Below are 21,141 nucleotides of genomic sequence, written 5' to 3' on the forward strand. Positions count from 1 at the left end.
CCATAAATGGGATTCTTCTTTTTCTTCATCTTTCATTTACTCTTCACCTGAAAACGTCTTTCTCCTAATACCTAATCAAAACAATCTTTTTCCTAAAAACTAATCTTAAAATCTAATACCTTAATTTTATAAACTAATACCTTTTAATTATTACCTTTTTCTAATACCTAAAATATAAGTAGTTTCACAACTACACTGCAAAGGTATAGCTGTTTACGAAAACAGCAAAAGCCATCATGCAAAAAATTACATTCAGACTTATTTTTTTGACTTATGTCAAGACGTAGGGTAGATTTTGAGTGTAAACCTCACGTTTATTCCCACAACAATCCGTCTTTTCAACAAATTTTTCCTTTTACTCTCTAGTTGCACTCATAATTAAACAAGCACACAACTAACAAAAAGAAAGCAAAACAGGGAATTTAAAACACAATCTATTACCATTTTATTCAAAAACATACAATCACAAAAACCAATAAGCGGCCTATTTTCGAACAATCTGCATATTTCTAACTCAAAATTACGGCGATTTTTTCAGTCAAACCGGATTCCTCCCCGGATTTTCAGAAGCAAAAACAGCTTGAAGATACAAGTCTCGCAACTTTTCCGTAACTTTGCAGCGTTTGATAATAAATAAGATAGGAATGGATTTTAAGTACGACGTAATTGTAATTGGTGCCGGACATGCTGGTTGTGAAGCAGCGGCAGCCGCAGCTAATTTAGGTTCCAAGACTTGTCTCATCACTATGGACATGAACAAGATTGGGCAGATGAGTTGCAACCCGGCTGTAGGAGGAATCGCCAAAGGACAAATTGTACGTGAAATAGATGCACTGGGTGGACAAATGGGATTGGTGACAGATGAAACAGCCATTCAGTTCCGAATTCTAAACCGTTCGAAAGGCCCTGCCATGTGGAGTCCCCGCGCCCAATGCGACCGGGCTAAGTTCATTTGGTCCTGGCGGGAGAAACTGGAAAATACACCCAACCTTCATATCTGGCAAGATACGGTATGCGAACTGCTCGTTGAAAACGGTGAGGTTACCGGATTGGTCACTGCGTGGGGTGTCACCTTCAAAGCGAAATGTATCGTGCTCACCGCAGGCACTTTCCTCAACGGACTGATGCACGTAGGTCGCCATCAATTACCGGGAGGAAGAATGGCCGAACCGGCTTCTTATCAATTGACCGAATCCATCGCCCGTCACGGCATCACCTATGGAAGAATGAAAACCGGTACTCCGGTACGAATCGATGCACGCAGCGTTCATTTTGACCAAATGGAAACACAAGACGGCGAATGTGACTTCCACAAGTTCTCCTTCATGAATACCAGCACGCACCACTTAAAGCAACTTCAATGCTGGACATGTTACACTAACGAAGAAGTACATCGGATTTTGCGCGAAGGTTTGCCCGATTCTCCCCTATTCAACGGACAGATACAAAGTATCGGACCCCGCTATTGCCCGAGCATCGAAACCAAGATTGTTACTTTCCCCGATAAAAACCAGCACCAGTTATTCCTGGAACCGGAAGGAGAAACAACACAAGAGTTATATCTTAACGGATTCTCTTCTTCACTTCCGATGGAAATACAAATTGCGGCACTGAAACAAATCCCGGCTTTCAAAGATCTGGTTATCTATCGTCCGGGATACGCTATCGAATATGATTACTTCGATCCGACCCAATTAAAACATACGTTGGAATCGAAGATTATCAAAAACCTGTTCTTTGCCGGACAAGTGAACGGCACTACCGGATATGAGGAAGCAGGAGGACAAGGATTGATAGCCGGCATCAATGCGCATATCAACTGCCACGGCGGAGAAGCATTTACTCTAGCTCGCGACGAAGCATATATTGGCGTATTAATCGACGATTTGGTTACCAAAGGTGTGGATGAGCCCTACCGTATGTTTACCTCCCGTGCAGAATATCGCATTTTGCTTCGCATGGACGATGCAGATATGCGCCTGACAGAAAAAGCATTTAAGCTTGGATTGGCAAAGGAAGATCGCTATCAATTGGTAAGAAGCAAGAAGGAAGCTGTGGAACAAATCGTCTCTTTCGCACGCAACTATTCGATGAAACCGGCATTAATTAATGATGCTCTCGAAAAGATAGGAACTACTCCCCTACGTCAGGGATGCAAGTTGATAGAAATTCTAAACCGTCCGCAGGTGACAATTGAGAATATAATAGAACATGTTCCGGCGTTTCAACGAGAACTGGAGAAAGCGACAAGTTCGGATCAGGATCGAAAAGAAGAGATTCTCGAAGCGGCTGAAATCTTAATCAAGTATCAAGGATACATTGACAGAGAACGGATGATTGCTGAAAAGCTGGCACGATTGGAGAGCATAAAGATCAAAGGGAAATTTGATTATTCTACCATTCAGTCCCTATCCACCGAAGCTAGGCAAAAGTTGGCAAAGATAGATCCGGAGACGATTGCGCAAGCGAGCAGAATTCCGGGAGTCTCTCCAAGCGACATCAACGTACTGCTCGTGCTTTCGGGACGATAGGCGGCAACGTTTCACGTGAAACAAATCATTTAAAGAAACGATATAATTCAATGATTATGAGCAAAGAAACACTAATCAAAAGTATTCGGGAAGTACCCGATTTTCCGATCCCCGGAATCCTATTCTACGATGTCACCACCCTATTCAAAGATCCATGGTGCCTGCAAGAATTATCAAACATTATGTTTGATATGTATAAGGATAAAGGGATCACCAAAGTAGTAGGAATAGAATCAAGGGGCTTCATCATGGGACCGATTTTAGCCACCCGCCTGAACGCCGGTTTCATTCCTATCCGCAAGCCCGGCAAGCTCCCTGCAGAAACAATTGAAGAAAGCTACGACAAGGAATACGGAAAGGACACCGTGCAAATTCACAAAGACGCACTGGATGAGAATGATGTAGTTCTATTACACGACGACTTGCTGGCAACAGGAGGCACGATGAAAGCGGCTTGTGAATTGGTGAAAAGATTAAAACCTAAAAAGGTATATGTAAACTTCATCATTGAGTTGAAAGAACTGAATGGAAAATCAGTATTCGGAGACGACGTAGAAGTAGAATCGGTATTGACTTTATAAAGGATTTGCATCTATTTGCAGAGAATGTGTCAAAAGTAAGCAGCTAGCGATCTCTCATACCTAACGATTATGAATGTAGAACCGGAAAGCAAAACCAATGAATATTTGAAAGGGATTGTAGCCAACCTTCCCGAGAAACCGGGTATTTACCAATACCTGAATACGGAAGGAACGATTATATACGTTGGAAAGGCAAAAAATCTAAAGAAAAGGGTCTATTCTTATTTCAGCAAAGAGCATGAGCCGGGAAAGACACGAGTACTGGTCAGCAAAATCGCTGATATCCGCTACATCGTTGTCAATACGGAAGAAGATGCGTTATTGCTGGAGAATAATCTAATAAAGAAATATAAGCCGCGCTACAATGTGTTGTTAAAGGACGACAAGACCTACCCTTCTATTTGCGTGCAGAATGAATACTTTCCGAGAGTCTTCAAAACAAGAAAGGTTATCAGGAACGGCTCCTCTTATTATGGCCCGTACAGTCACATTCCATCAATGTATGCGGTATTGGACCTGATAAAGCATTTATATCCCTTGCGCACATGCAATTTAAACCTAAGTCCGGAAAACATACGGGCGGGCAAATTTAATGTATGTCTGGAATATCATATAAAAAACTGCGCCGGGCCATGCATCGGGTTGCAATCACAGGAAGAATATCTCAAAAACATAGATGAAATCAAGGAAATTCTGAAAGGGAATACACAAGATATCAGTCGTATGTTGCTGGAAAAGATGCAGACGTTGGCAGCCGAAATGAAGTTTGAAGAGGCGCAGAAAGTGAAAGAGAAATATCTTCTGATAGAGAGTTATCGCTCCAAATCAGAGGTAGTAAGCGCTGTATTGCACAATATCGATGTATTCTCAATCGAAGAAGACGAGTCGAACTCTGCTTTCATCAATTATCTGCACATCACAAACGGCGCCATCAATCAGGCTTTCACGTTCGAATATAAAAAGAAGCTGAACGAATCAAAAGAGGAACTTTTGACGCTTGGTATTATTGAAATGCGGGAACGCTATAAAAGCCAATCCAGAGAGATCATAGTGCCTTTTGAGCTCGATTTGGAGTTAAACAATGTCGTATTTACCGTTCCACAGCGGGGAGATAAGAAGAAATTGCTGGATCTTTCGGTTCTAAACGTGAAACAGTACAAGGCTGACCGCCTAAAACAGGCGGAAAAACTGAATCCGGAACAAAGGAGCATGCGTTTAATGAAAGAAATTCAGCAAGAGCTGCATTTGGAAAGACCGCCGCTGCAAATCGAGTGTTTTGATAACTCAAACATACAGGGTTCTGATGCTGTGGCAGCCTGTGTTGTATTTAAGAAGACCAAGCCATCAAAAAAAGATTACCGGAAATACAATATAAAGACGGTTGTAGGGCCTGATGACTATGCTTCCATGAAAGAGGTCGTCAGAAGGCGTTATCAACGCGCTATCGAAGAGAATTCTCCTCTACCCGACCTGATTATCACTGATGGTGGAAAAGGCCAAATGGAGGTCGTTAGAGAGGTCGTTGAAGACGAACTGAATCTGGCTATTCCTATTGCCGGACTAGCAAAGGACAACCGCCACCGCACATCAGAGCTGCTTTTTGGATTTCCTCCGCAGACGATTGGCATCAAACAGCAAAGCCCATTATTCCGTCTGCTGACACAGATTCAGGATGAAGTACACCGTTTTGCTATTAGTTTCCATCGTGATAAACGCAGCAAACGACAAGTTGCGTCCGCACTGGATACCATCAAAGGTATCGGAGAAAAGACAAAAACAGCACTTTTGAAAGAGTTTAAGAGCGTAAAACGAATAAAAGAAGCCTCTTTTGAGGATATTGCCGTTATCATCGGAGAAGCGAAAGCCAAGACCGTAAAAGAGGGATTAAGCAATGAATCATCAAAAAATGAATAAGAAGCCGGCGGAGTGGAGCCAGCTATCTTTCCATCATTTTTAGGCGCGGATTACACAGATTCCACGGTTAAATTACTAAAAACCGCATCATCCTTGCAATCTGTGTAATCCATGCCTAAATAATAAACCATTAAAGCTTTCGGCAAAACCTTATAATATTTTCCTGCCAACACACCGTTTTCTCTTTCGAATTTTGTAAATTTGCCTTTCCTAACCACGAAATAGAATAAATAACAATGCGAATAGTTATACAACGGGTAAGCCATGCGTCAGTAACCATTGAAGGACACTGCAAATCGTCCATCGGAAAAGGGATGTTGATATTAGTTGGCATCGAAGAATCAGACGGTCAGGAAGACATCGACTGGCTCTGCAAAAAGATAGTAAATCTACGTATCTTCGACGATGAAAATGGGGTGATGAACAAGTCTATTTTAGAAGATGGAGGCGAAATTTTAGTTATCAGCCAGTTCACGCTACACGCTTCTACCAAAAAGGGAAATCGCCCCTCCTACATCAAAGCTGCCAAACCGGATATCTCTATCCCACTCTACGAGCAATTCTGCAAAGATTTAAGCGGTGCACTGGGAAAAGAAATAGGCACAGGAATCTTCGGAGCAGACATGAAAGTTGAACTTTTAAACGACGGTCCTGTTACTATATGCATGGATACCAAAAACAAAGAATAGATATTCCATACTAATCATCAATCACTAATCACTAAAAAATGACTCTGGAAGAAGCACAGAAACAAGTGGACCAATGGGTGAAAACATACGGTGTCCGCTACTTCAGCGAGCTGACCAATATGGCAGTCCTGACGGAAGAGGTAGGAGAATTGGCCCGTGTCATGGCCCGCAAATATGGCGATCAATCCTTCAAGGAAGGAGAAAAAGACAACATAGATGAAGAGATAGCAGACGTCTTATGGGTGCTTCTCTGCATCGCCAACCAGACGGGAGTAGACATCACTGATGCTTTCCGGAAAAGCATGGAGAAGAAAACAAAACGAGATAATAAAAGACATATCAACAACCCAAAACTGAAAGATCATGGAAGAGAATAACTCACAGCCCAACAAGTACAAGGCCGCATTGGCAAAGTATAATACCAATCTGAGCGATGCAGATATTCAAGCTCGCGTAGCTGAATTGATTGAGAAAAAAGTGCCGGAAAACAATACGGAAGACGTTAAGAAATTCCTGTTCAACTGCATTGATCTGACCACACTGAACAGTACGGACAGCGATGAAAGCGTGATGCACTTTACTGAAAAAGTCAATCAGTTTGACGACGAATATCCTGATCTGAAAAACGTAGCAGCCATCTGTGTGTACCCCAACTTTGCAGCCATCGTTAAAAACACGCTGGAAGTAGATGGAGTCAATATCGCCTGTGTATCAGGAGGTTTCCCCTCTTCACAGACATTCATTGAAGTGAAAGTGGCAGAAACAGCACTGGCCATTGCAGACGGTGCAGACGAAATAGATATTGTGATTTCCATCGGCAAGTTCCTTAGCGGAGACTACGAAGGAATGTGCGAAGAAATACAGGAACTAAAAGAAGTTTGCAAGGAACGCCACCTCAAAGTAATCCTCGAAACAGGCGCATTAAAGAGTGCTTCCAACATCAAGAAAGCCTCTATCCTATCCATGTATTCGGGCGCAGACTTCATCAAGACATCTACCGGAAAGCAGCAGCCTGCCGCCACGCCAGAAGCCGCTTACGTGATGTGTGAAGCTATCAAAGAATACTATCAGAAGACAGGAATCAAGATTGGATTCAAACCGGCAGGTGGTATCAACACCGTTAACGATGCGATTATTTACTACACTATTGTAAAAGAACTATTAGGTGAAGAATGGCTGGACAATCAACTGTTCCGCCTGGGAACCAGCCGTTTAGCCAACCTCCTCCTTTCCGACATCAAAGGCGAAGAAATCAAGTTCTTCTAAAAATTAAAGGCTACATTAGCAATCAAATACGCCTTACTGCGCGACTCCCGTATCACGGGAATCGACGCGGTATTTTTTATTTAAGAAAAACTAAACATAGTTACTGGACAATTCGGAAAAACAATTATCTTTGTAAACGGTTTAGCGATGAAAATATAGCTAATTAGTTATATTAGAGAACGTTTCATTTATTACCAGTTCCTGGAATTCGGCAAAATTCAAAGTTATGAATGGTAATAAGCAAACGGGTCTCACGCACCTTCATGTATATAATTTTGTTATATATCGAATGGAGCGTGGGACTGTTGCTTGTATACTCATAACGGCTTGCCGAAGCCTCAGGAAAATACATGGCAACAGTTCTCACGCTTTTCATGAACTTTATGGAGGTATTAAGGATGGACGCTTACACGAGAACCTTACGATTCAATCACAACCCTTTGAATCTCATCCTCGGAACAGAGAGAAAGAAGGGGCTACGCATCGGTTATATGGAAGCTGGACTGCAAGGCTTCTATCTCAACTCCATGGAGACCGGAGTCCATCCGCAAAAGCTATCCAGACTGCTGGCAGAAGAGTTCCACTGCACCGATACCGAGTCCGTCACCGGATTATTCCAGTTCCTGATTAACGAAGGAGACAGAGTCTCCTACCAGATTATGCTCCCCTACTTACTCTCCACAGAGAACATCAACGAGTTCGAAAGTATCATCCAAAAGCGCTTTTTCGGAGTAGAACGCTTCATCCGGCAAGGAAAGAATCTATACAGATTCGTGAAATATACAGAGGAAAGAAGAGACCCGATTATATGGATAAATGACTTAGAAAAAGGGATTATCGGATGGGACATGGGATTGCTTGTCAGCTTGGCGCGCGCCTCCCAAACATGCGGGCACATCAGCAAGGAACAAGCCTGGAAGTACATAGAACAAGCAGCCCAATTATGTTCTCTAGATCTTCATACAGCTGAAGAAATAGACAAGAGTTTCCTTTTAGGAAAAGCGATGAAATCGGGAAAGATAGAAGATTGGGATCGATTATTATCGTGCTATTCACTCCTGGGCAGGCACAGGAAGTAACTATTTTTCGCGGTCTACCACGTAATCCAAGTAAGCCCGGAGAGCCGCACAAATATCAGATTCCGGCAAAGAAGCCAGTAAATCAAAAGCCTTTTGCTTATAGACATTCATCGTCTGAACGGCATATTCAATGCCCCCGTTTTCTTTGATAAACGAGATCAAATGGGCAATTTCATCGAGAGTAGCTGCACCCTCCTTTACCTTGATTGCCAATTCTTGCGCCTCATCGTTTTTTGTTGTGTTCAATACATACAAAGCGGGTAATGTCAGTTTACCTTCAAGCATATCATTACCTGTCGGTTTGCCAATCTCTCTATTATCAAAGTAATCGAAAATATCATCTTTTATCTGGAAGCAGATACCAATATATTCGCCCAACAAACGAGCTAGTTCGGCTTCTCCCTCCCCTACACCTACCGAAAAAGCGGCAGCTTTCGTACAGGCGGCAAAAAGAGCGGCAGTCTTCTTACGAATTACATCAAAGTAAACCTCCTCAGAAAAGCTATGATTACTTACATTTGAAAGCTGAAGCAACTCGCCGTCAGCAAGATCCTGTCCAAGAGTAGACACCAGTTGAATAATGCGGTGACTATTCGTCAGTTCGGCATGCACCAGGCTGGTTGCCAGTAGATAGTCGCCCGTCAGCACGGCTACTTTATTATTAAAGATAGCATTCACCGAGAGTTGTCCACGGCGTTCGGTACTTTCATCCACGACGTCGTCATGCACCAAACTGGCTGTATGAAGGAGCTCCAATGAAACAGCCGCATGAAGGGTGGAAGGACATACAGCACCATAAAGACGTGCCACCAGCAAAACAAGAATAGGACGCATCATTTTACCATTCCTCTGCCGTATGTGAGATACGACACTATCGAGCAATGCATTTGAACTGGAGAGAGAACTATCAAAAAGTTCTTTGAAGTCTCTCAGTTCTGCTTCAATCGGAGTTCTGATGAGTGAGATGCTGTCCATTAATTACACAATTTGAGCACAAAAGTAATAATAAAACGCTGAATACCGTATTTTTTTGTACTTTTACCATGAAAAATTAATTAAATCTATGGATTCAAGTAATAAATTATTTCTTTTAGACGCTTATGCACTGATATACCGGGCGTATTACGCCTTTATCAAGAACCCAAGAATCAATTCCAAAGGATTCAACACTTCAGCTATACTGGGTTTTGTAAACACCCTCGAAGAAGTGCTGAAAAAAGAGAATCCCACTCATATAGGAGTAGCCTTCGACCCTGCAGGACCTACCTTCCGCCACGAAGCTTTCGAACAATATAAAGCGCAGCGTGAAGAAACTCCGGAAGCGATCCGCCTTTCCGTACCTATTATAAAGGATATTATTCGTGCTTACCGCATCCCTATTCTGGAAGTTGCAGGCTACGAAGCCGACGACGTGATAGGTACGCTCGCCACCGAAGCCGGTCGTCAGGGTATCACCACCTATATGATGACTCCCGACAAAGATTACGGGCAGTTGGTAAGCGACAAGGTATTTATGTACCGTCCCAAGCACACAGGAGGTTTCGAAGTGATGGGTGTTGAAGAAGTGAAAGCCAAGTTTGACATTCAGTCTCCGGCACAAGTGATTGACATGCTCGGACTGATGGGCGACTCTTCGGATAATATCCCCGGATGTCCCGGAGTAGGAGAAAAGACTGCTCAAAAACTGATTTCCGAATTCGGAAGCATCGAAAATTTATTAGAGCATACCGACCAACTGAAAGGTGCACTGAAAACAAAAGTGGAAACGAACCGGGAAATGATTACTTTCTCGAAATTCCTCGCCACGATTAAAATCGATGTGCCCATCCAACTTGAAATGGATTCTCTTGTCCGCGAAGAAGCAGACGAAGATTCACTTCGCAGCATTTTCGAAGAATTGGAATTTAGAACGCTCATCGATCGGGTACTAAAAAAAGAAGTTTCCGGAAATGGAATAACCTCCACTCCCGGAAGCAAAGTCGCCACCGGAAAAAGCGCCCCCTCTCCTCTTCCACTTTTTCCCGAAGAAGGAGGCGGAATACAAGGCGATTTGTTTGCGAATTTCACGCCCAATGAACCGAATGAAGCAAAAAAATCAAATCTAGAGACGTTAGAATCGCAGCCACACAACTATCAACTCATTGATACAGAGGAGAAAAGAAGAGAAATTATTCAAAAGTTACTTACATCTAAAATTCTCTCGTTAGATACGGAAACCACCGGAACCGAACCAATGGATGCCGAATTGGTCGGAATGAGTTTTTCCATTGCCGAAAATGAAGCATTTTATGTTCCTGTTCCATCAGATCGGGACGAAGCGTTAAAAATCGTAAAGGAGTTCCGCCCGGTCTTCGAAAATGAGAATTCGTTAAAAGTCGGACAGAATATCAAGTACGATATGATCGTTCTTCAGAATTATAGTGCAGTAGTAAAAGGTCCGCTTTTCGATACGATGATCGCTCACTATGTTCTTCAACCGGAGCTTCGTCATGGTATGGATTACCTGGCAGAAATTTATCTGCATTATCAGACCATCCATATTGACGAACTGATAGGCCCCAAAGGAAAGAATCAGAAGAACATGCGCGACCTCGACCCGAAAGATGTATATCTGTACGCTTGCGAAGATGCGGACATCACTCTGAAACTGAAAAACGTATTGGAGAAAGAGCTGAAAGAGAATGACGCCGAACGTTTATTCTATGATATAGAAATGCCGCTTGTTCCGGTATTGGTCAATATCGAACGGAACGGAGTATTGCTGGACACGGAAGCACTGCAACAATCATCCGCTCATTTCACCGCCCAGATGGAGCAAATCGAAAAAGAGATTTACGAACTGGCTGGTGAGACCTTCAACATCGCTTCACCCAAGCAAGTCGGCGAAGTCTTGTTTGACAAACTGAAGATTATAGAAAAAGCGAAAAAGACCAAGACCGGGCAGTATGTCACCTCGGAAGAAGTGCTCGAAAGCCTCCGGCATAAACATCCTGTGGTAGAAAAGATTCTGGAACATCGCGGACTGAAAAAGCTATTGGGCACGTATATCGATGCGCTTCCCCTACTTATCAACCCACGCACAGGAAGGGTGCATACCTCTTTCAACCAGACTGTAACCGCTACGGGACGCCTTAGTTCAAGTAACCCGAACTTACAGAATATCCCTATCCGCGACGAGAATGGAAAAGAAATCCGTAAAGCATTCATCCCCGATGAAGGCTGCCTCTTCTTCTCTGCCGACTATTCGCAGATCGAATTGCGTATTATGGCACACCTTAGCGAGGATAAGAATATGATTGATGCTTTCCTTAGCAACCACGATATTCATGCTGCCACCGCTGCCAAAATCTATAAGATTGATCTGAAAGATGTAGGTTCCGACATGCGCCGTAAAGCCAAGACTGCCAATTTCGGTATCATCTATGGCATATCCGTATTTGGTCTTGCCGAACGGATGAATGTAGACCGCAAAGAAGCCAAAGAATTGATCGACGGTTACTTTGAAACTTATCCGGGAGTGAAAGCCTATATGGACAAAAGTATTCAGGTGGCCCAGGAAAAAGGTTATGTAGAAACAATTTTCCATCGGAAGCGCTTTTTGCCGGACATCAATTCCCGGAATGCCGTTGTACGCGGATATGCGGAACGAAATGCCATCAACGCCCCTATCCAGGGAAGTGCGGCAGATATTATAAAAGTAGCAATGGCACGTATCTATCAACGGTTCCAAACCGAAGGAATACAAGCCAAAATGATCCTGCAAGTACATGACGAATTAAACTTCAGCGTTCCCGTCAATGAAAAAGAGCGCGTAGAAGAAATTGTCATTGAAGAAATGGAGAAAGCATACCGCATGCACGTCCCCTTGAAAGCAGATTGCGGATGGGGCAAAAACTGGCTTGAGGCACATTAAACCATTAAGTGAATAAAGGCCACCTTAATAAGGAATTGCTATCTTTTAGATACTAATTGCGCAGAGTGACTCCACCTTATCCGGGGTTTCCGCTTACAAAATAGAAGCAAGTATAGGTAATAACATTATTTAACTCATTATCCAGAAAGCTAGAAAAAGGAATCCTTTTTCGACGAAGTGATTCATTCTATATCCGGCAGATTGACTGCCGGATATTTTTTTGTCACCAATCTTGGCAAAAAGCAACTCATCTCCCGCCCTACCTATTGACATTTTGACAATCTTTTATCTTCTAAAATGCATAAATACCAAATTAATATGTAGATTTGCAGCGTAAAACCAATGCATTTGATAGACAAATGAAAGTATAACTCAAAAATTTAAATAGCCATGAAAGCAAAAGTATCTTTAAAAATGTTCGTTTTATCTGCAGCTCTTCTTGTTGTATCGCTTGCTACTTCTGCACGTAGCTACGACAATCAATTGATTTATAATCCAATCGAAGAGAATGGTATGACAGTGGGACAGACCGTTTACAAAATGGACGGAAACACACTTGCCAACTACATGAAGTACAACTACAAGTACGATGACAATAAACGTATGATTGAAAGCGAAGCCTTAAAGTGGAATAGCAGCAAGGACGAATGGGAAAAAGACCTACGCATCAACTATATGTATGAAGGCAAGACCGTTACTACCAATTATTATAAATGGAACGCTAAAAAACAAGCCTACGTACTGGTACCCGAAATGACCGTTACGATGGATAATACAAATATGTAACATAAACTCTCTCTCATTCTAATATTCTAACAAAAAAAGATACGCCGCTTCTGCTGAAGAAGTGGCGTATTGCAATTTATAAGGTCTACATTACAAAACAAAGAAACGCTCTTGCAGTTCTTTTAGATAACTTCGGGAAATCATCAGATCGTTCTTATCATGGAAAGGCGGATAAAGCTGGCAACACTTACCATCAATCATTGCCAGATAATTAACATTTACAATAGCCGATTGGCTAATCTGCACAAAAGCTTGTGAATAACTGATAATATCTTCTGCTTTTGTATTCCGTTTCAAATTCAGGCGAGTCTGATTAAACAAGACTACCTGCCATTGACGTTTGTCTTTCAGATACTCAAAAAAGCCGATTTCTTCCAGGCGTAAAAGCTTGAAACCCGTCACTGTGCTAATCATAAACATGCCCTGTTGTGGCATTAATGCACTGATAGAAGAGGCAAAAGAAGGCAAAAGAGGAAGCGAAGCAGAGGTCATCGCCTTCCGGTAACGCTCCATAATCACTTTCAGGTCTTCCGCTTCAAAAGGCTTTAACAGGAAGTCGAAAGCCGACTCACGCAATGCCTGAAGCAAGTATTTATCATAAGAGGTGTAAAACACCACCTTCATATCCCACAAAATATCCTCTCTAATTTCACTTAGCAGGTTAAGCCCCAATGTATCCGGAAGCTCCACATCGAGAAACAATAAATCCGGATGCAACTCCATAATCATCTTTTTACCCTTTGCACCATTCCCTGCAATTCCTTTTACTTCAAATTCACGATAGGGCTCTAACTCGCGGCGCAAAGCATCAATCGCTGTACGTTCATCGTCAACGATGACTACCTTATACTTTTCTTCTGTCTCCATCATAAATCATAAGAAAAACGAAACGGGATATATACCGACACTTGCGTACCAGTTTGTCCATCGCTTCTGTTGGTTATATCAAAACGTATTTTATCACTTTTATTCTTTGTATTCAGTAATTGGATGGTCTGATAAAGCACTTTCAGCCCTGTGCCAGTCCCCCGTGTGGCGGAAGCCACTTGCGGAAGATATCCGCGTCCGTTGTCAGTAATCGTCATGCGAATCCCATTTGTTTCACGGGAAACATATACACTTAGTTCCTTTTTTCCGTCCTTTCCCGCCAGTCCATGCTTAATCGCATTTTCTACCGGAATTTGTACAATCATAGAAGGAATCATGATGCGGGTTGCATCCAATCCGTCCTCCACTGTGACCGTCGCTACAAAATCCTCCCCCACACGTCCGCGCTCCAATTCGATGTATGTACGCACGAAATCCAGTTCGTCTTGCAAAGATACACTCAACTTCTCGGTCAGTTCGAGGCTCCGACGAAGATACTTCACCAGCTCCATCAGATTATGTTTCACCTCTTCCGAGCCGTTAAACTGGTTAATTTCACGTCCCAATACATTAAAAGTGAAATGAGGAGAAATACGGCTCCGCAAGTTCTCCATGCGAACCCGGTTGATTTGTTGGAAGAAACGCTGACGAAGAAACTCCCTCTTTTTACGCATATACCAGACAACCACCACTACTCCCGCCACAAGCAGCACGCAGACAAGCACCCAGATAAATACGCTCAATTTGAGCACCCTCATCTCTCCTGCCTGTCGCTGAATCTGCATTTCTTTACGAAGCACGATTGTATCTTGCCGGTAGCGCATATCCAGTTCGGCAACACGCATCTGTACTCGTTCGCTACGAATGGAATCATCCAAATGACAATCGCGTTTCAGATACTCATAGGCATGACGGTAATCACCAATCTGCTCAAAATAATGTTGTAGATACTGATTGCGTATAGTCAGCATATTAGCGTCAAGATGCCCCACAGGAGCAGTCCGGGCGATCATAGTTTTCGCTTGAGCTATATTTCCTTTCTTCAATGCCAGTTCAATCATCTGGGTTTCGATGTAATGTACAGCCGAGTTATGCTGTATATCGGAGAAGAACCGATAACTCTCGTCCAAACAGGACTGTGCGGAGTCCAGTTTGTCAGTCAACAGGTACAGTTCTCCCAGGTTTACTTTGATAAAATTCTGTTCAAACACCATCTGCGGATAAGAAGAGACGAGCACATTGGCCCTGCGCATATATTTCAAGGCTTCCTGATAGTCTTTCCGGTAATAATAATGATTACCGCGATTGTTGAGATAGGTCCATCGTTCGCTCACGTTCATTTCATCGAAATACTGTCCGGCCAATTCATAGTAATGATTGGATAAATCGAAATCCCGCAGTTCCATGTAGGTTTGCCCTAATCCGTAGTAGACAGGGAATTTCGCGTGCTCGGACAAGTTTAGCGAATCACAGAGAAACAGGGCACGACGATAATACGAAGCAGTGTGTGCCAAGTCACTGCGATGCAGGTAGGCATCAGCAGTATTGATACAAATATCCGGGAGCAGGTGCAGTTTTTTTCCTTTCAGACGATATTCGTAGGCTTTCTTATAGTCGGTAATTGCAGAATCAGGGCGGTTCAGTTGCATCCACACGTTGCCTTCGACATTATAAACATCGGATAATACATCATTCCATTGGGGAGATTGGAGAGATTGGGAAGCATTGCGGGAAAATTCCTTTACCCGACGGTTGTAATAGAGTATAGAATCAAAATCGGAAGAGACAAAGAATGTTTTCCCATAAAGGGCAAGCAGACGATAATAGACCTGGGAATCTTGCGCCTGTGTCAGTGCGTCAAGCACCTGTGAGCGGGAATAATGCACATTGGAAAACAAAGAATCCTGTACACGAACTTCCAGAGAATCAACCAACACCTGTTCGCACGAAGAGTTATTGCGGTGTCTATCAGCATATCCGCAACTCAACAACATCAACAACCCCAACAGTCCAAATAGTTTCATAGCAGTCTTCCGATTCATCAGTCCCCTTATTCATGTCATGTTTTGAATGTGACAAAAATACATTATTTATCCTGAATCCCAGCGAATTTTATTATTTTTTTTAATACCTTTGTGCCCATATAAATATGAGTAACTGACCTAATGAGTCCACTGAACTTCACCCACATTTTGACACAGGCAGTCGATGAGCTATCGGAAAGCGAATCTTATAAAGGACTGTTTCATCAGCACAAAGATGGCGAACCACTGCCCTCTGCTAAAGTCTTGTATGAAATTATTGAGCTTTCACGCTCCATTCTCTTCCCCGGATATTACGGAAATTCTACTATTAACAGCCGGACAATTAATTATCACATCGGCGTCAACATTGAGAAATTGTTTGATTTACTTTGTGAGCAAATCCTGGCCGGATTGTGTTTTAGCACTTCCATAGAGGGGAAATGCAACGTCTGCTCCGACTCGAAACGGGAAGAGGCAGCACGTCTTGCTGCTAAATTCATCAGTAAGCTACCTGCCATGAGAAGAATATTGGCAACCGATGTGGAAGCCGCCTATAACGGCGATCCGGCTGCCGAAAGTTATGGAGAGGTAATTTTCTGCTATCCGGCCATTAAAGCGATCAGCAATTACCGTATCGCGCATGAACTGCTGGAACTGGGTGTTCCTTTGATTCCCCGCATCATCACGGAGATGGCGCATAGCGAAACGGGAATTGATATCCATCCGGCCGCAAAGATTGGCACTCACTTCACTATCGACCACGGTACGGGTGTCGTTATCGGTGCCACGAGTATTATCGGAAATAACGTCAAGCTATATCAGGGCGTCACTCTGGGAGCCAAGAGTTTCCCGCTGGATGCCGACGGAAAACCAATCAAGGGAATCCCCCGCCATCCGATCCTGGAAGACAATGTGATTGTTTATTCCAACGCCACTATTTTGGGAAGAATCACCATCGGGCGTGATGCAACCGTAGGCGGTAATATCTGGGTAACGGAGAATGTTCCTGCAGGAGCAAGAATCGTACAAACTAAAGCAAAAAAATAAAATCAAAAGAATCTATATGAGCGAACAATTCGAGATGATAGCCAAGACTTTCCAGGGACTGGAAGAGATACTTGCAGAAGAACTGACAGCATTAGGAGCCAACGACATTCAAATAGGACGCCGCATGGTTTCATTCACAGGAGATAAACGTATGATGTATAAGGCGAATTTTTGCCTTCGCACCGCCATCCGTATCCTGAAACCAATTAAAAACTTTACAGCCAAAGATGCCGATGAGGTTTATAATCAAATACAGGCTATTCCATGGGAAGAATATCTCGATGTGAACAAGACGTTCGCTATCGATGCAGTAGTATTCAGTGATGAGTTCCGCCATTCGAAATTCGTTTCGTATAAGGTGAAAGATGCGATTGTGGATTATTTCCGTGATAAAACAGGAAAACGTCCGTCGGTACGTATCAACAATCCGGATGTACTTCTGAATATTCATATTGCACAGACTACCTGTACGTTGTCTTTGGACTCGTCCGGAGAATCACTTCACCGTCGCGGTTATCGCCAGGAAGCAGTAGTAGCCCCGTTAAATGAGGTATTGGCTGCCGGCATGATTCTAATGACCGGATGGCGCGGAGAATGTGATTTGATCGACCCGATGTGTGGTTCGGGTACTATCCCTGTTGAAGCGGCACTGATTGCTAAGAATATCGCTCCGGGAGTATTCCGTAAAGGATTTGCTTTTGAGAAATGGGTAGATTTCGATGCGGATATGTTCGATGAGATTTACAATGATGACAGTCAGGAGCGCGAATTTGCTCATAAGATTTACGGATACGATAACAATCCGAAAGCTAATGAGATTGCGACTCATAATATAAAAGCTGCCGGTGTATCGAAAGACATCGTGTTGAAGCTGCAGCCGTTCCAGCAGTTTGAACAGCCGCAGGAGAAGTCGATTATCATCACTAACCCGCCATACGGTGAACGTATTTCCACTAATGATTTGCTTGGACTTTATCAGATGATCGGTGAACGTCTGAAACATGCGTTTGTAGGAAACGAGGCATGGGTGCTTTCTTATCGGGAAGAGTGTTTCGACCAGATTGGCTTGAAGGCAAGCCAGAAAGTTCCTTTGTTCAATGGACCGTTGGAGTGTGAATTCCGCAAATATGAGATTTTTGACGGAAAATACAAAGAGTTCAAGAGCCAGGAAGAGGGAGAAGAAAAGAAAGAGGCTGAAGGAGAACAGGCTCCAAGATTCAGAGAAAGAAAAGAATTTAAGCCACGCCGCGAAGGTGAGTTCAAACCGCGTCGGGATGGCGAATCCAGACCTCGCAGAGAGGGAGAATACAAGCCACGTAGAGAAGGTGGTGAGTTCAAAGCTGGTGATGGAAGAGATAGAAAGCCACGGGGAGAATTCCGCGGAGGAAGAGATTCAAGAGGACCGAGAGAGTTTAAAGGGAATCGGGAGCCGAGGATTCCGAAGAAGGAAGAGGAATAAACAATTCTAATTCCAACAACTTATTCACCCTGTAATTCGCTAGTTAATAATTAATTAAAAACTTGAAGTTCCAAATTGGAACTTCAAGTTTACACCATAGTTCTAATGTTCAGTCACAAATTGGAACCTGTCTAAACAAAAAAAGATGGATGATATAGCCATTATAGAAAACAAAATATACGAAATCAGAGGGCAAAAAGTTATGCTTGACTTTGATTTGGCAGAAATGTATGGAGTTGAGACTAAACGCCTCAAGGAACAAGTACGTCGTAATATTGAACGCTTTCCTGCTGAATTCATGTTCGAGCTAACAAAAGAAGAAGTTGCAATTTCAAGGTCGCAAATTGCGACCTTGAAAACAGGACAAGGATATAACATCAAATATCTTCCGTTTGCATTTACTGAATATGGTATAGTTATGTTATCCAGCGTCCTCAAATCCAAGACCGCTGTGGAAGTAAATATCAATATTATCCGTGCTTTTGTACGTATGCGCCAATATCTTCTATCCAATGTACCTAAAAAGGAGTTGGAAGAATTAAAACAACGCATCGAATATCTCGAAGAAGATATTACTTCTGATAGGGAAAGTTACGAAAAACAATTTGACGACCTATTTAATGCCTTTGCTAAAATAAGTGCAATTATCCAATCAAGACAGACTCCCTTGGACAGAGTAAAAATAGAAGGATTTAAAAACAAATAATAAAGAAAAGAGCAATGAGTAAAATTGGAAAAAGAGCCATGCTTTTATTGTTGGCACTACCAATCGGATTCAATGTTATGGCACAAGAAACCAAAAAGCCGACACTGGAAGAATTGATTCCGGGTGGCGAGAGTTACCGCTATGCAGACAACCTGTACGGACTGCAATGGTGGGGTGACGAATGTATCAAGCCGGGCGTAGATACCCTTTATTCGATTCAACCCAAAACGGGGAAAGAAACAATGGTTATCACTCGTGAACAGATCAACAAAGTGCTTGAAGAGAACAAGGCAGGAAAGTTATCACACTTGTATTCCGTCAGTTTCCCATGGGCCGATAAGCCACAAATGCTATTCACGATAGCAGGAAAGTTCATTGTATATGATTTCAAGAGCAATCAAGTTGTCAGCACTCTCAAAACAAAAGACGGAGCGGATAATGAAGACTATTGCGCAGCCAGTGGAAACGTAGCATACACGATAGGTAACAATCTATATGTGAACGAAAAAGCGGTAACCAATGAACCCGAAGGCATCGTTTGCGGGCAAACAGTACACCGCAATGAATTCGGTATCAACAAAGGCACTTTCTGGAGCCCGAAAGGCAACCTGCTCGCTTTCTACCGTATGGACGAGAGCATGGTGACACAATACCCGCTTGTAGACATCACTGCACGCGTAGGCGAAGTGAACAATGTACGTTATCCGATGGCAGGCATGACGAGCCATCAGGTAAAAGTAGGCATTTACAATCCTGCCACAGGCAAAAGCATTTATCTGAACGCAGGTGATCCCACAGACCGTTATTTCACCAATATCAGCTGGTCACCGGATGAAAAAAGCCTCTACCTGATTGAAGTAAACCGTGACCAGAACCACGCCAAACTTTGCCAGTACAACGCAGAAACAGGAGAACCGATGGGCGTTCTCTACGAAGAAATGCATCCTAAATACGTGGAGCCACAAAACGCAATCGTATTTTTGCCGTGGGACCCTACCAAGTTCATCTATCAAAGTCAGCGTGACGGCTACAATCATCTTTATCTCTTTGATGCCAATGCAGCCAACATGAAAGGTGAAACTTATAACAGCGCCAACGGTGGTACTTACTTCCAGGCCGGCAAAGTCAAACAACTGACCAAAGGCAACTGGCTGGTCAGCGACGTCCTGGGATTCAACACAAAGCGTAAAGAAATCATCTTCACAGCCGTAGAAGGCTTGAGAAGCGGACATTTCGCTGTAAACGTGAGCAATGGAAAAATAAGCCAACCGTTCGAGAACTGCAAAGAAAGCGAACATAGCGGCATGCTTAGCGCTTCCGGCACTTATCTTATCGACCGTTATTCAACAAAAGACCAGCCTCGCATCATCAACCTGGTAGACACCAAAAACTTCAAAGAAACAGCCAATCTGCTGACTGCTGAAAGCCCTTACGAAGGCTACCAAAAGCCAAGCATCGAAACCGGAACAATCAAAGCGGCAGACGGCACCACCGACCTGCATTATCGCCTGATGAAACCGGCCAACTTTGACCCGGCCAAGAAATATCCCGTCATCGTATACGTCTACGGAGGTCCTCACGCGCAATGCGTCACCGGAGGATGGCAAAACGGCGCACGCGGATGGGATACGTACATGGCAGGTAAAGGCTATATCATGTTCACCATCGATAACCGTGGCAGCAGCAACCGTGGACTGGCATTTGAAAATGCCACCTTCCGCCGTCTTGGCATCGAAGAAGGTAAAGATCAGGTAAAAGGCGTTGAATTCCTGAAATCCCTCCCCTACGTAGACAGCGAACGCATCGGCGTACACGGATGGAGCTTCGGAGGACACATGACTACCGCCCTGATGCTCCGTTACCCGGAAATATTCAAAGTAGGCGTTGCCGGAGGCCCGGTAATCGACTGGGGTTATTATGAAGTGATGTACGGCGAACGCTATATGGATACACCGGAAAGCAACCCCGAAGGCTACAAAGAATGTAATCTGAAAAACCTTGCCGGCCAACTGAAAGGTCACCTATTGATTATTCACGACGACCACGACGACACCTGCGTGCCACAGCACACCCTGTCGTTCATGAAAGCCTGTGTAGATGCCCGCACTTATCCCGACCTGTTTATCTACCCGTGCCACAAGCACAACGTAGCAGGACGCGACCGTGTACATCTGCATGAGAAAATCACCCGGTATTTTGAGCAGAACTTATAAAACTGACAAAGACACCACCGTATCCATACGAATCATAGATAACAGTATAAATCCATAACAATACAA

Annotated in this window: 17 protein-coding genes; 13 read left to right on the plus strand and 4 right to left on the minus strand. The window is 43.4% G+C overall.

The features are described from left to right. Positions 1 to 644 precede the first annotated feature (644 nt). From mnmG to LPH68_RS14190, 7 genes are all read left to right on the plus strand, one after another. Positions 645 to 2,531, plus strand: a complete 1,887-nt coding sequence (gene mnmG, locus LPH68_RS14160) for a tRNA uridine-5-carboxymethylaminomethyl(34) synthesis enzyme MnmG (RefSeq protein WP_151923650.1) — start codon at positions 645 to 647, stop codon at positions 2,529 to 2,531. 50 nt (positions 2,532 to 2,581) lie between these two features. Next, on the plus strand, positions 2,582 to 3,112 hold the full coding sequence (locus tag LPH68_RS14165; protein ID WP_004313735.1) for an adenine phosphoribosyltransferase: 531 nt from the start codon (positions 2,582 to 2,584) through the stop codon (positions 3,110 to 3,112). A 69-nt stretch (positions 3,113 to 3,181) separates the two neighbouring features. Then, on the plus strand, positions 3,182 to 5,026 hold the full coding sequence (gene uvrC / locus LPH68_RS14170; protein ID WP_151923651.1) for an excinuclease ABC subunit UvrC: 1,845 nt from the start codon (positions 3,182 to 3,184) through the stop codon (positions 5,024 to 5,026). Positions 5,027 to 5,262: 236 nt separating this feature from the next. Further along, on the plus strand, positions 5,263 to 5,715 hold the full coding sequence (gene dtd, locus LPH68_RS14175) for a D-aminoacyl-tRNA deacylase (RefSeq protein WP_004313732.1): 453 nt from the start codon (positions 5,263 to 5,265) through the stop codon (positions 5,713 to 5,715). A gap of 38 nt (positions 5,716 to 5,753) precedes the next feature. Then, entirely contained in the window at positions 5,754 to 6,092 is a 339-nt protein-coding gene (locus LPH68_RS14180) for a nucleotide pyrophosphohydrolase (RefSeq protein WP_009041169.1), read from the plus strand. Continuing rightward, a complete protein-coding gene (gene deoC, locus LPH68_RS14185) occupies positions 6,079 to 6,981 on the plus strand; it encodes a deoxyribose-phosphate aldolase (protein ID WP_151923653.1) in 903 nt (300 codons plus the stop codon). Before LPH68_RS14180 ends, deoC begins: the two co-directional genes overlap by 14 nt. A gap of 398 nt (positions 6,982 to 7,379) precedes the next feature. Further along, positions 7,380 to 8,060: a DUF1266 domain-containing protein gene (locus tag LPH68_RS14190; protein WP_151923665.1), complete on the plus strand. Its 681-nt coding sequence runs from the start codon at positions 7,380 to 7,382 to the stop codon at positions 8,058 to 8,060. On the opposite strand, the gene LPH68_RS14195 is transcribed toward LPH68_RS14190, so the two are convergent. Continuing rightward, complete coding sequence (locus LPH68_RS14195; protein WP_151923654.1) at positions 8,061 to 9,035, minus strand: polyprenyl synthetase family protein; 975 nt, start codon at positions 9,033 to 9,035, stop codon at positions 8,061 to 8,063. An 88-nt stretch (positions 9,036 to 9,123) separates the two neighbouring features. Here LPH68_RS14195 and polA point away from each other — a divergent pair, with 88 nt between their 5' ends. Continuing rightward, positions 9,124 to 11,973, plus strand: a complete 2,850-nt coding sequence (gene polA / locus LPH68_RS14200) for a DNA polymerase I (protein WP_055235631.1) — start codon at positions 9,124 to 9,126, stop codon at positions 11,971 to 11,973. Between the two features lie 129 nt (positions 11,974 to 12,102). Here the strand turns inward: polA and LPH68_RS14205 are convergent, their stop codons facing one another. Beyond that, a complete protein-coding gene (locus tag LPH68_RS14205) occupies positions 12,103 to 12,246 on the minus strand; it encodes a hypothetical protein (RefSeq protein ID WP_055235630.1) in 144 nt (47 codons plus the stop codon). A 117-nt stretch (positions 12,247 to 12,363) separates the two neighbouring features. On the opposite strand from LPH68_RS14205, the gene LPH68_RS14210 reads away from it, so the two are divergent. Further along, positions 12,364 to 12,759, plus strand: coding sequence for a DUF3836 domain-containing protein (locus LPH68_RS14210; RefSeq protein WP_008023789.1), 396 nt, complete (start codon positions 12,364 to 12,366; stop codon positions 12,757 to 12,759). A gap of 90 nt (positions 12,760 to 12,849) precedes the next feature. Here the strand turns inward: LPH68_RS14210 and LPH68_RS14215 are convergent, their stop codons facing one another. Together LPH68_RS14215 and LPH68_RS14220 are read right to left on the minus strand one after the other, a co-directional pair. After that, positions 12,850 to 13,629, minus strand: a complete 780-nt coding sequence (locus LPH68_RS14215; protein WP_008641602.1) for a LytTR family DNA-binding domain-containing protein — start codon at positions 13,627 to 13,629, stop codon at positions 12,850 to 12,852. Further along, entirely contained in the window at positions 13,626 to 15,668 is a 2,043-nt protein-coding gene (locus tag LPH68_RS14220; RefSeq protein ID WP_151923655.1) for a histidine kinase, read from the minus strand. The genes LPH68_RS14215 and LPH68_RS14220 overlap by 4 nt, the downstream gene beginning before the upstream one ends. A 123-nt stretch (positions 15,669 to 15,791) precedes the next feature. Here LPH68_RS14220 and LPH68_RS14225 point away from each other — a divergent pair, with 123 nt between their 5' ends. The 4 genes from LPH68_RS14225 to LPH68_RS14240 all read left to right on the plus strand — a co-directional run bounded on the left by LPH68_RS14225 (position 15,792) and on the right by LPH68_RS14240 (position 21,075). Further along, positions 15,792 to 16,697, plus strand: coding sequence for a serine O-acetyltransferase (locus tag LPH68_RS14225; protein ID WP_004296704.1), 906 nt, complete (start codon positions 15,792 to 15,794; stop codon positions 16,695 to 16,697). Positions 16,698 to 16,713: 16 nt separating this feature from the next. Next, positions 16,714 to 18,156 carry a class I SAM-dependent RNA methyltransferase gene (locus LPH68_RS14230; RefSeq protein WP_151923656.1) on the plus strand — a complete coding sequence of 481 codons (1,443 nt, stop codon included), beginning with the start codon at positions 16,714 to 16,716 and terminating at the stop codon, positions 18,154 to 18,156. A gap of 145 nt (positions 18,157 to 18,301) precedes the next feature. Further along, a complete protein-coding gene (locus LPH68_RS14235) occupies positions 18,302 to 18,862 on the plus strand; it encodes an ORF6N domain-containing protein (RefSeq protein ID WP_151923657.1) in 561 nt (186 codons plus the stop codon). Positions 18,863 to 18,876: 14 nt separating this feature from the next. Continuing rightward, on the plus strand, positions 18,877 to 21,075 hold the full coding sequence (locus LPH68_RS14240; protein WP_151923658.1) for a DPP IV N-terminal domain-containing protein: 2,199 nt from the start codon (positions 18,877 to 18,879) through the stop codon (positions 21,073 to 21,075). Positions 21,076 to 21,141: the final 66 nt, after the last annotated feature.

Source organism: Bacteroides sp. 1_1_30, assembly GCF_020982715.1.
Classification (GTDB): domain Bacteria; phylum Bacteroidota; class Bacteroidia; order Bacteroidales; family Bacteroidaceae; genus Bacteroides; species Bacteroides xylanisolvens.

What these genes read in the sequence shown, in the direction of transcription:
- mnmG (WP_151923650.1), top strand. Translation starts at nt 645, where the DNA reads ATGGATTTTAAGTACGACGTAATTGTAATTGGTGCCGGACATGCTGGT.
- LPH68_RS14165 (WP_004313735.1), top strand. Translation starts at nt 2,582, where the DNA reads ATGATTATGAGCAAAGAAACACTAATCAAAAGTATTCGGGAAGTACCC.
- uvrC (WP_151923651.1), top strand. Translation starts at nt 3,182, where the DNA reads ATGAATGTAGAACCGGAAAGCAAAACCAATGAATATTTGAAAGGGATT.
- dtd (WP_004313732.1), top strand. Translation starts at nt 5,263, where the DNA reads ATGCGAATAGTTATACAACGGGTAAGCCATGCGTCAGTAACCATTGAA.
- LPH68_RS14180 (WP_009041169.1), top strand. Translation starts at nt 5,754, where the DNA reads ATGACTCTGGAAGAAGCACAGAAACAAGTGGACCAATGGGTGAAAACA.
- deoC (WP_151923653.1), top strand. Translation starts at nt 6,079, where the DNA reads ATGGAAGAGAATAACTCACAGCCCAACAAGTACAAGGCCGCATTGGCA.
- LPH68_RS14190 (WP_151923665.1), top strand. Translation starts at nt 7,380, where the DNA reads ATGGACGCTTACACGAGAACCTTACGATTCAATCACAACCCTTTGAAT.
- LPH68_RS14195 (WP_151923654.1), bottom strand. Translation starts at nt 9,035, where the DNA reads ATGGACAGCATCTCACTCATCAGAACTCCGATTGAAGCAGAACTGAGA.
- polA (WP_055235631.1), top strand. Translation starts at nt 9,124, where the DNA reads ATGGATTCAAGTAATAAATTATTTCTTTTAGACGCTTATGCACTGATA.
- LPH68_RS14205 (WP_055235630.1), bottom strand. Translation starts at nt 12,246, where the DNA reads ATGTCAATAGGTAGGGCGGGAGATGAGTTGCTTTTTGCCAAGATTGGT.
- LPH68_RS14210 (WP_008023789.1), top strand. Translation starts at nt 12,364, where the DNA reads ATGAAAGCAAAAGTATCTTTAAAAATGTTCGTTTTATCTGCAGCTCTT.
- LPH68_RS14215 (WP_008641602.1), bottom strand. Translation starts at nt 13,629, where the DNA reads ATGATGGAGACAGAAGAAAAGTATAAGGTAGTCATCGTTGACGATGAA.
- LPH68_RS14220 (WP_151923655.1), bottom strand. Translation starts at nt 15,668, where the DNA reads ATGAATCGGAAGACTGCTATGAAACTATTTGGACTGTTGGGGTTGTTG.
- LPH68_RS14225 (WP_004296704.1), top strand. Translation starts at nt 15,792, where the DNA reads ATGAGTCCACTGAACTTCACCCACATTTTGACACAGGCAGTCGATGAG.
- LPH68_RS14230 (WP_151923656.1), top strand. Translation starts at nt 16,714, where the DNA reads ATGAGCGAACAATTCGAGATGATAGCCAAGACTTTCCAGGGACTGGAA.
- LPH68_RS14235 (WP_151923657.1), top strand. Translation starts at nt 18,302, where the DNA reads ATGGATGATATAGCCATTATAGAAAACAAAATATACGAAATCAGAGGG.
- LPH68_RS14240 (WP_151923658.1), top strand. Translation starts at nt 18,877, where the DNA reads ATGAGTAAAATTGGAAAAAGAGCCATGCTTTTATTGTTGGCACTACCA.